The organism is Streptomyces sp. NTH33 (genome assembly GCF_003236365.1).
GTDB lineage: Bacteria > Actinomycetota > Actinomycetes > Streptomycetales > Streptomycetaceae > Streptomyces.
This window is the reverse complement of sequence record NZ_POTZ01000283.1, coordinates 1-9,452: the sequence shown is the minus strand read 5'-3', so window position 1 is coordinate 9,452 and position 9,452 is coordinate 1. Positions and strand designations below refer to the sequence as shown.

General features: G+C 69.3%; 9 protein-coding genes. 2 read left to right on the top strand and 7 right to left on the bottom strand.

Features of this window, described 5'->3' with window-relative positions; genetic code table 11:
* Window positions 1-499: hypothetical protein (locus tag C1I97_RS24150; protein WP_111005281.1), on the bottom strand; the 499-nt coding region annotated here is incomplete at its 3' end.
* Between the two features lie 373 nt (window positions 500-872).
* On the opposite strand from C1I97_RS24150, the gene C1I97_RS24145 reads away from it, so the two are divergent.
* A complete protein-coding gene (locus C1I97_RS24145; RefSeq protein ID WP_111005280.1) occupies window positions 873-2,648 on the top strand; it encodes an acetyl/propionyl/methylcrotonyl-CoA carboxylase subunit alpha in 1,776 nt (591 codons plus the stop codon).
* Between the two features lie 36 nt (window positions 2,649-2,684).
* Here the strand turns inward: C1I97_RS24145 and C1I97_RS24140 are convergent, their stop codons facing one another.
* Window positions 2,685-3,281, bottom strand: a complete 597-nt coding sequence (locus C1I97_RS24140) for a TetR family transcriptional regulator (protein ID WP_111005279.1) — start codon at window positions 3,279-3,281, stop codon at window positions 2,685-2,687.
* Window positions 3,282-3,518: 237 nt separating this feature from the next.
* On the opposite strand from C1I97_RS24140, the gene C1I97_RS24135 reads away from it, so the two are divergent.
* The gene (locus tag C1I97_RS24135) at window positions 3,519-5,036 is read left to right on the top strand and encodes an MDR family MFS transporter (protein WP_111005278.1); all 1,518 of its coding nucleotides are present in this window, start codon (window positions 3,519-3,521) and stop codon (window positions 5,034-5,036) included.
* 239 nt (window positions 5,037-5,275) lie between these two features.
* Here the strand turns inward: C1I97_RS24135 and C1I97_RS24130 are convergent, their stop codons facing one another.
* The 5 genes from C1I97_RS24130 to C1I97_RS24110 form a co-directional block, all read right to left on the bottom strand.
* Complete coding sequence (locus C1I97_RS24130; protein ID WP_258382718.1) at window positions 5,276-6,442, bottom strand: IS630 family transposase; 1,167 nt, start codon at window positions 6,440-6,442, stop codon at window positions 5,276-5,278.
* 174 nt (window positions 6,443-6,616) lie between these two features.
* A complete protein-coding gene (locus C1I97_RS24125; protein ID WP_111005277.1) occupies window positions 6,617-7,099 on the bottom strand; it encodes a hypothetical protein in 483 nt (160 codons plus the stop codon).
* 12 nt (window positions 7,100-7,111) lie between these two features.
* Window positions 7,112-7,480 carry an ArsR/SmtB family transcription factor gene (locus C1I97_RS24120; protein WP_111005276.1) on the bottom strand — a complete coding sequence of 123 codons (369 nt, stop codon included), beginning with the start codon at window positions 7,478-7,480 and terminating at the stop codon, window positions 7,112-7,114.
* On the bottom strand, window positions 7,477-7,923 hold the full coding sequence (locus C1I97_RS24115; RefSeq protein ID WP_111005275.1) for an SRPBCC domain-containing protein: 447 nt from the start codon (window positions 7,921-7,923) through the stop codon (window positions 7,477-7,479). The genes C1I97_RS24120 and C1I97_RS24115 overlap by 4 nt, the downstream gene beginning before the upstream one ends.
* 80 nt (window positions 7,924-8,003) lie before the next feature.
* On the bottom strand, window positions 8,004-9,125 hold the full coding sequence (locus C1I97_RS24110) for an IS630 family transposase (protein ID WP_181446886.1): 1,122 nt from the start codon (window positions 9,123-9,125) through the stop codon (window positions 8,004-8,006).
* Window positions 9,126-9,452: the final 327 nt, after the last annotated feature.

Below are 9,452 nucleotides of genomic sequence, written 5' to 3'. Positions count from 1 at the left end.
GAGTGAGCGGGGCGGGAGGAGCGTCACTCACCGGGGCCACCGGGGCGTCCCCCCGAAGTCCGTCACCGCCCGGCGCCACGCCGCCCGGCGCCGCACCGGCCGGCCCCTCCTTCCGGTCGTACGTCATCAGCAGCAGCACGATGAGCCCGAGCACCACCACCATGAACAGGAACGCCTTCCAGCCCACCAGCCCCCAGGCGAACGCGCCCAGCAGCCCGTGCACCACGGCCGCGCTGATCAGCAGGGCGCGGCCGAGGCCGGCCGGGCGGCGGCCCCGCACCGCGACCAGCAGGGCGGTCAGGCCGCACAGGGCGAAGTAGAGACCGAAGACCACGCCGCCGGCCTTCGACGACGTCGACATCACGTTCGGGTCCAGGCCCGCCAAGGACATCCGCTGTCGGTGCACGAGCTCGCCGAGGAACCAGTTCAGCCCTGCCACCGCGAACGCCTCCGCGAAGAGCACGACCGCCACCACCCACGCCACCGGTCTGCGCACCACCGGTCCCACCCACTTCCGACTGACGCTCCACCGGGAGCCCTGTTACCGCCAGTACTGTCAAGACATCGCGAACGCTACTAACGGGTAAACCACGGGACAAGGGTTCTGCGCGCGGCAAAGATTCATTGGGCCATTCGTAGGGACTCCACAAAGAAACGAGGTGGGCCGCAGCACGCTCTCACAGAGACCTTGGCCACATCGGAGGCTAGGGTTTTCCGAAGGAGTCCTGCGTACAGCGTTGCGACAAGGGATTTCGCAGGTCGAGCGAGCCTCGAATCACGCTCCGTGTGGGCAAGCTCACCATTGGGAACGGGTCGAAGTGCCGTGTCGGCTGTCCCTAAACTCGGCTTGTTTCAAGGAGGGAGCCTCAATCGTGCGCAAGGTGCTCATCGCCAACCGTGGCGAAATCGCTGTCCGCGTGGCCCGGGCCTGCCGGGACGCCGGGATCGCGAGCGTGGCCGTCTACGCCGACCCGGACCGGGACGCTCTGCATGTCCGCGCCGCGGATGAGGCGTTCGCCCTGGGCGGTGACACCCCGGCCACCAGCTACCTGGACATCGACAAGGTCCTGAAGGCCGCCAAGGAGTCCGGCGCGGACGCCGTCCACCCCGGCTACGGCTTCCTCTCGGAGAACGCCGACTTCGCCCAGGCCGTCCTGGACGCCGGCCTGATCTGGATCGGCCCGCCCCCGCAGGCCATCCGCGACCTGGGCGACAAGGTCGCCGCCCGCCACATCGCCCAGCGCGCCGGCGCCCCCCTGGTCGCCGGCACCCCCGACCCGGTCTCCGGCGCCGACGAGGTCGTCGCCTTCGCCCAGCAGCACGGCCTGCCCATCGCCATCAAGGCCGCCTTCGGCGGCGGCGGCCGCGGCCTGAAGGTCGCCCGCACCCTGGACGAGGTCCCCGAGCTGTACGACTCCGCCGTGCGCGAGGCCATCGCCGCCTTCGGCCGCGGCGAGTGCTTCGTCGAGCGCTACCTCGACCGCCCCCGCCACGTGGAGACCCAGTGCCTGGCCGACACCCACGGCAACGTGGTCGTCGTCTCCACCCGCGACTGCTCCCTGCAGCGCCGCCACCAAAAACTGGTCGAGGAGGCCCCCGCCCCCTTCCTCACCAAGGAGCAGACCGCCGAGCTGTACCGCGCCTCCAAGGCAATCATGAAGGAGGCCGGCTACGTCGGCGCCGGCACCGTGGAGTTCCTCGTCGGCCAGGACGGCACCATCTCCTTCCTTGAGGTCAACACCCGCCTGCAGGTCGAACACCCGGTCACCGAGGAGGTCGCCGGCCTGGACCTGGTGCGCGAGATGTTCCGCATCGCCGACGGCGAACCGCTCGGCTACGACGACCCGCCGCTGCGCGGCCACTCCTTCGAGTTCCGCATCAACGGCGAGGACCCCGGCCGGGGCTTCCTGCCCGCCCCCGGCACCGTCACCCGCTTCGAGGCGCCCGCCGGCCCCGGGGTGCGCCTGGACGCCGGCGTGGAGTCCGGCTCCGTCATCGGCCCCGCCTGGGACTCCCTGCTGGCCAAGCTCATCGTGAGTGGCCGCACCCGCGAGCAGGCCCTGCAGCGCGCCGCCCGCGCCCTGAACGAATTCACCGTCGAGGGCATGGCCACCGCCCTGCCCTTCCACCGCAAGGTCGTCACCGACCCCGCCTTCGCCCCCGAACTGCACGGCCAGGACGGGCCGTTCACCGTCCACACCCGCTGGATCGAGACCGAGTTCGCCAACGACCTGGCCCCCTTCGCCGCCCCCGCCGACCCCGCCGGGACGGACGAGGACACCAACCGCGAGACCGTCGTCGTCGAGGTCGGCGGCAAGCGCCTGGAGGTCTCCCTGCCCGCCTCCCTGGGCATGTCCCTGGCCCGCACCGGCCTGGCCGCCGGCGCCCGGCCCAAGCGCCGCGCCGCCCGCAAGTCCGGCCCCGCCGCCTCCGGCGACACCCTCGCCTCCCCCATGCAGGGCACCATCGTCAAGATCGCCGTCGAGGAGGGCCAGCAGGTCACCGAGGGCGACCTGGTCGTCGTCCTGGAGGCCATGAAGATGGAACAGCCCCTCAACGCCCACAAGAGCGGCACCATCAAGGGCCTCACCGCCGAGGTCGGCGCCTCCCTCACCTCCGGCGCCCCCATCTGCGAGATCAAGGACTGAACTCGGAGACGGAGGACCCGTCGGCCGCAGGGCGCGTCAGACGAAGGGGCGCGCCATGCGGTTCATGGTGTCGACCACCAACTCCCGCGGGTCGTGGGTCAGATCGCTGTCGATCCAGCGGCGCATCGTGATCCGCAGGGCCACGAGGAAGGCCGACGCCATGACCCCGGCGTCAAGGGCCGTGTCCGCGTCCGAGGTGTGCCGACGATCGGTGATCGCCTCGGTGAGCTCGGCCTCCAGGGCCGCGTACTTGGCGAGCTGACGGGCCAGAAGCGCGGGATGGCGCAACGCCAGCCGGGTGCGTACGAGGGTCTCCCACTCCTGGGCGCCGCTCTGCGGCAGGCGGTCCAGGACGGCGGTGCGCAGGGCGGTCCAGGCGGTCTCCTCGGCGGGGCGGGCGCGGAAGGCGGCCACCAGTTCGTTGAGGTAGCACTCGTCGCCCCACAGGACGGCGTCCTCCTTGGTGGCGAAGTAGTTGGAGAACGTCCGGCGTGAGATGCCCGCCGCGTCGGCCACCGCTTCGACGGTGACCGCGTCGAAGCCGTGCTCCACGGTCAGACGCAGGGCCGCCTCGTGGACCGCCCGCCGCGTGGCGGCCTTCTTGCGCTCGCGTAGTCCCACTGTGCTCTCCATGGTCCCGCCATCCTACGAGAACGGCGACGGTTTTGCGCAGTGAGCAAACTTGCTCACTGCGCATGTATTCTGAGTCGGTCGGCGTTCCCGGTCGCCCGTCCGGACCGCGTCGACGGCGCCTTCCGTCGCGCCGTCCTTGCGCCGGCCCTGGCCTGTTCACCTCGTTCTTCTTCATCCGGAGGTTTGCGCGTGAGTGCGCATACAACGGTCGCAGCCGGCCCCGAGGGCTCTGCGACCATGGACCACAAGCACGTGCTGCGGGCCCTGAGCGGTCTGCTGACGGTGCTGTTCGCCGCGATGCTCAGTTCGACCGTGGTCTCGGTCGCGCTGCCGCAGATCATCGGCTCGCTGAACGGCACGCAGTCGCAGTTCACCTGGGTGGTCACCGCGACACTGCTGGCCTCCACCGCCTCGACGCCCATCTGGGGCAAGCTGGCCGACCTCTTCAGCAAGAAGCTCCTGCTGCAGACATCGATCGCGATCTTCGTGGTGGGCTCCCTGGGCGCCGGGTTCTCGCAGAACACCGGCCAGCTCATCGCCTTCCGCGCGGTGCAGGGCCTGGGCATGGGCGCGCTGCAGGTCCTGGTGCAGGTCGTCATCGCCGCGATGATCAGCCCCAGGGAGCGCGGCCGCTACAACGGCTATCTCGGCGGGGTCATGGCCGTCTCCACCGTCGGCGGCCCGCTGCTCGGCGGGCTGATCACCGACGTCTCCTGGCTGGGCTGGCGCTGGTGCTTCTTCATCGCGCTGCCCTTCACGGTCGTCGCGTCCATCGCCCTCGCCCGCACCCTGCACCTGCAGGACGTCCGGCGTCCGGACACCAAGGTCGACTACTGGGGGGCCTCGCTCATCGCGGCCGGCGTCAGCCTCCTGCTGCTGTGGGTGACGTTCGTCGACAACTCGTTCGCCTGGCTGTCCTGGCAGACCGCCGCCATGGTGACCGGCGCCCTCGTGCTGCTCGGTGCGGCCGTGCGGGTGGAGTCCCGGGTCCCCGAGCCGGTCATCCCGCTGCACGTGATCAAGCGGCGCGACCCCGCCCTGGCCATCGTCGCGAGCCTGGCCGTCGGCATGGCGATGTTCGGCGGCGCGGTCTTCCTCGGCCAGTACTTCCAGATCGGACGCGGCTACTCGCCCACCGAGGCCGGCCTGCTGACCATGCCGATGATGGCCGGGGTGCTCGTCTCCTCCACAGTGGCCGGCCGGCTCGTCTCCAGGACCGGCAAGGTCAAGCCCGCCATCGTGGCCGGCACCGTCGTCCTCGCGCTCGGCTTCCTCGGCCTGTCCATGATCGACCACGAGACACCCCTCGTCGCGGTGTCGGTCGGCATGGCCGCGGTCGGTGTCGGTGTCGGTATGTCCATGCAGAACCTGGTGCTCGTCCTGCAGAACACCGTCCCGCTCAACGAACTCGGCGCGGCCAGTGGAGCCATCACCTTCTTCCGCTCCCTCGGCGGCACCATCGGCGTCTCGGTGCTCGGAGCGGTCCTCGCCAGCACCGTGAGCACGAAGATCACCGAAGGGCTGACCCGGCTCGGCATCGAGGTCGGGGACGGGGGCGGGACCTCCACCCTGAACATCAAGGCACTGCCGGCACCCGTCCAGGAGGTCGTACGCGCCGCCTACGGAGACGCCACCGGCCGCATCTTCCTGATCTCCGCGCTCATCGCCACGGTCGGTGTGGTCGCCGGACTGCTCCTCACCCCGACCACCCTCCGCGACAGCGTCGACCTGCCCGGCCGGGCCACCGACGACTGAGACCCACCGCACTCGAGGCCACGGTCCCTGGTGCACCCGCTCGGCCCGGCTGCCCGTTCATCCCGACGGTCGGCCGGGCCGCAGCCCTTCACGCCCCCCCAACATGCCCCGAAGTCACCCGATCCGCGCGGCGGACCTCTGGTGGGCCCGGTCGTCGAAGAGCATGCACCGCACTTCTTCCGCCCCGTCCCGGAGCGGCCGGACTTAGTGGTCGGCTCCGGAAGTCCTTCGGGGGTTGATCATGCTGCCAGTGCGGCGGAGGATCCTTCGTGGTGATCGGTGGTGTGCCGGTCGAGCCTGGCCAGCAGATCGTCCAGGCCTGAGGTGGTGAATCTCCACTGGAACGGCTGTGCCGTGGCGTTGTAGCGGTCTTCGAAAGCTCGGAGCCGGTCCCCGACCTGGGCCAGGTCGGTGAAGTCGTTGGGCGAGACGACCTTGCGCTGCACGACGGAGAAGTAGATCTCCACCTGGTTCAACCAGGAGGCGTGCACCGGGGTGTGGACCATGACCGCGTTCGGGTGGGCCTCGGCCAGCCGGTCGGCGGCCTTCTTGCCACGGTGGGAGGAGCCGTTGTCGACGATCCAGAACACGCGCTTGGCGCTGGCGTACGGCTCCTTGCTCATCACCTGGGTGACCAGGTTCATGAACGGGTCGATGCCGGTGCGCGCTTCGGTGCGGCCGAACACGCGGGCGCGGTGGACGTCGTAGGCGGCGAGGTAGGCCAGGGCGCCGCCGCGTCCGTAGGTGTGGTTGACCCGCATCGCCCGGGCCTGGCCGGGGGCGAGGGTGGGGTGGCAGCGGCAGCGGGCCTGGATGGAGGTCTTCTCGTCGGGGCTGATGACGTACTCGTCCGCGGCGAGCGGTGTGCCGTTCCAGGTGTGGGCGTACAGGTCCAGCACGCGCTCGGCCTTGGCGCGGAAGCCGGAGTCGGTGATGAAGATCCAGGAGCGGTGCTGCCAGGGCTTGAGGGCGTCCCGCGTCAGCCAGCGGCGCACGGTGGAGGACGACAGGAAAGGCGCGATACCGCGCTCGACCGCCTCGCGGGCCAGCTCCGGGCACGGCCAGCGGGACAGCGGCATGCCGGTCTCGGCGGGCAACTGGCAGGCCAGCGCCGCGACCTGAGCCGTCTGCAGTGGGGTGAAGGAGGGCGGGCGGCCGGTGCGCTTGCGGTCCGCTAGGCCGGGCAGCCTCTTCTCAGCGAAGCGGCCCCGCCACCTGCGCACGGTGTCTACGTGCACACCGACCCGCTCCGCGATTCGAGCGTTGGCCATCCCACGTGCCGCGTGCAGGACGATTTGTGCGCGGAGGCGCAGCCGGTACTCGGTCTTGTGACCCCAGGCCATCTTCGTCAGCCGGTACCGCTCGCTGGCCGCCAGGGCTATCGGGCATGCGGTGGCAACGGGCACGGACACCTCTCGACCGCTGGTCGTGGCCTGGCAGAACTACTTATTTCTGCGAGACATATGCGTCGACATGTGCCTGCAGGGCGCCGTGCGGCGGCGGAGCGGCCCGGTCCACGCAGTCGGTCCTCGAGGGGAAACGGGGGACCGGGCGCCCGATGTTCGACTCAGGCGCCGCCTTCAGGCATGCCCAGGGACGGCGACGCGAAGATCGAGGAGCTGTTGCGTATGCACGGGCACGTGGTCTTCGGCGAGGCCATCGATGAGGCTTGCCAGCGGAATCGGCTGGTCCAGCACGAGTGCGTCATTGGACAGGAGGAGCGACGGCACCGGAACCGAGGCGGCTTCCTCGTTGAGCTGATCGGCGATGTCGCACAGAACCGTGGCCTGGCTCCGGACATGATCAATCAGGTCCGCCCGACCTGCGTGCTCGGTGATGATCCGGTCAAGATTCCAGGTGTCGAGGGAGATCCGGTTGTCGAAGGTGGGCCGCGAGCCGGCGACGACGCCCAGAGCAACAGCTGCGATCGAGGCGTCGACGCTGAGGAGATGGGCCAATATCTGGTCGGCGTTCCATCCTCCATCGTCCGCGTCGCCGAGGTCTGGGATGGCCGCCGCATCGAGCAACCTTTCGTAGGCGCTGCGAAGTACTGTCGTGTCCATAGCGTGCTTCCTTCATTCGGGGCGCGTCGAACTCGAATCCCGCTCCGCTGCCTCAGCGACGCGTTTGATGTTCGCCAACCGCCGGTCCCAGTCGGCCGCGAGCGAGGCCATCCACCGTGCCGTCGTGTCCAGCGCCGCGGGCCGCACTGCATACCGCACCTCGCGTCCGACCCGGCCGCCGGAAACCAGCCCGGCGGCGTCCAGGACGGCGAGGTGCTTGACCACCGCCTGCCGCGAGACGGGAAGTCGTTCGGCGAGCGTCGTGGCCGTGGCCTCGCCCTGTGCGGCGAGCAGGTCAAGCAGTTGGCGTCGCGTCGGGTCGGCCAGCGCACCGAGGACGCTGTCGACGACCTCGGCGGCGCCGGGACGCTCTTCCGTCACGTGGAGGGCTGTTCGGCGCGCGTCTTGAGCGCGTCGAGCTCCAGGGGCCAGCCTTCGCTGTGGTCCTTCAGATTCTGACTGCGCAGCTCCTCGGACCCGGCCAGCGCCGCGAACCCGCTCTCGACGACGCGCAGCCGCGTCTGGTCGCCTTCCGGGGTCAACGTGAACTCCACGAGGGTGCTGTTGTCCTCGCGCAGCTCTTCTCCAGGGAACGCGCTGGTCCAGCGGTACGCCAAATACGTGGGCGGCTCGACCTTCTCCACGCGCACCGGGAAGTCGCCGTGCTCGGCGTTCCTCGCCATCATCGACTCGCCTTCCTTGGCCACGGTGCCGGGCAGGCTCGCCTTGTCGGCCACCCAGAACCCGGGTTGGGCCACCAGTGACCAGACCCGCTCCAGGGGTGCTGCGATCAGGGTTTCGCGTTCGATCCGGTCCTCGCTCATGAGGGACTCCTTCACCGTCACCATCGGATGCAACCCCAGAGTTGCACGATGACCGCCTAGGTGCAACCCAAGGGTTGCACCTAGTGTCCTGCGCCGGAGATCCGTCGGCAGAAGCGGGCGAGGGAGTCGAGGATTTCCTCGGCTGTCTTGGTCCAGACGAACGGCTTGGGATCTTCGTTCCAGTCCTTGACCCAGGCGCGGATGTCGGCTTCGAGGGCCTGGACGTTCTTGTGTGCACCTCGGCGGATCATCTGGTCGGCCAGGAAGCCGAACCACCGCTCGACCTGGTTGATCCAGGAGGAGCCGGTCGGGGTGAAGTGCATCTGGAATCGGGGGTGTTTGGCCAGCCACGCCTTGATCGCGGGGGTCTTGTGGGTGCCGTAGTTGTCACAGATCAGGTGGATCTGGAGATGCGCGGGGACCTCCTTGTCGATCTTGATGAGGAACTTCTTGAACTCCGCCGCCCGGTGCCGGCGGTGCAGGGCGCTGATGACCTCGCCGGTGGCGACGTCGAAGGCGGCGAACAAGGTGGTCAGGCCGTTGCGCACGTAGTCGTGGGTCCGCCGCTCGGGCATGCCCGGCATCATCGGCAGGACCGGCTGGGACCGGTCCAGGGCCTGGATTTGCGACTTCTCGTCCACCGAGAGCACCACCGCGCCCTCGGGCGGGTTGAAGTACAGCCCGACGACGTCGTAGACCTTCTCCACGAACAACGGATCCGTCGACAGCTTGAACGTGTCCGTCAGATGCGGCTTGAGCTGGAACTTCCGCCAGATCCGGCCCACGGTGGACTTCGACAGGCCACTGTGCTCCGCCATCGATTTGCGCGACCAGTGGGTGGCGTTCTTCGGGATCTCCTCCAGCGTGGCGACCACGACCGCCTCCACCTGATCCACGCTGATGGTGGGCGGCCGGCCCGGCCGGGGCTCGTCGACGAGCCCGTCCAGCCGGCTGGCGAGGAACCGCCGTCGCCACTTGCGGACCGTGTCCGCAGCCACCCGCAGGTCCCGGGCAACCGCCACGATCGGCGGCACCTCCGGCCCCGCGCACGCCAGCACAATCCGTGCGCGCAGGGCCAGGGCCTGGGCCGATGTCGCCCGACGCGTCCACCGCTCCAACACCGCCCGCTCATCAGCGGACAGCAGCAGCGGCTCCAGCTTCGGGCCTCGACGAGGAACAGACGCACCAGCAGCAGAAGTCACACCACAACTAACGATCAACTACCGGCGCAGGACACTAGGCGGTCATCGTTGGTTGGTGATGATGGAGAGGGGCTGAGTGAGGGCCGTAAGGCTGCTCAAAGACGTAATGATCACGTCCCACCAGCGGTCGGCACGCCTGCGCACCTCGGCCACGAAACCAACCGCCGCGTCAACCCCCGAAGGACTTCCGGAGCCAACCACTTAGTGGTTCGGACCGGAAGTCCTTCGGGGGTTGATCATGTAGCTGGCTCGGCGGAGGATTCTTCGTGGTGATCGGTGGTGTGCCGGTCGAGTCTGGCCAGCAGATCGTCCAGGTCGGAGGTGGTG

Bases quoted from the DNA above. Each gene is read 5' to 3' on its own strand.
- C1I97_RS24115 (WP_111005275.1), bottom strand. From the start codon at position 7,923: ATGAGCGAGGACCGGATCGAACGCGAAACCCTGATCGCAGCACCCCTG.
- C1I97_RS24125 (WP_111005277.1), bottom strand. From the start codon at position 7,099: ATGGACACGACAGTACTTCGCAGCGCCTACGAAAGGTTGCTCGATGCG.
- C1I97_RS24135 (WP_111005278.1), top strand. From the start codon at position 3,519: ATGGACCACAAGCACGTGCTGCGGGCCCTGAGCGGTCTGCTGACGGTG.
- C1I97_RS24140 (WP_111005279.1), bottom strand. From the start codon at position 3,281: ATGGAGAGCACAGTGGGACTACGCGAGCGCAAGAAGGCCGCCACGCGG.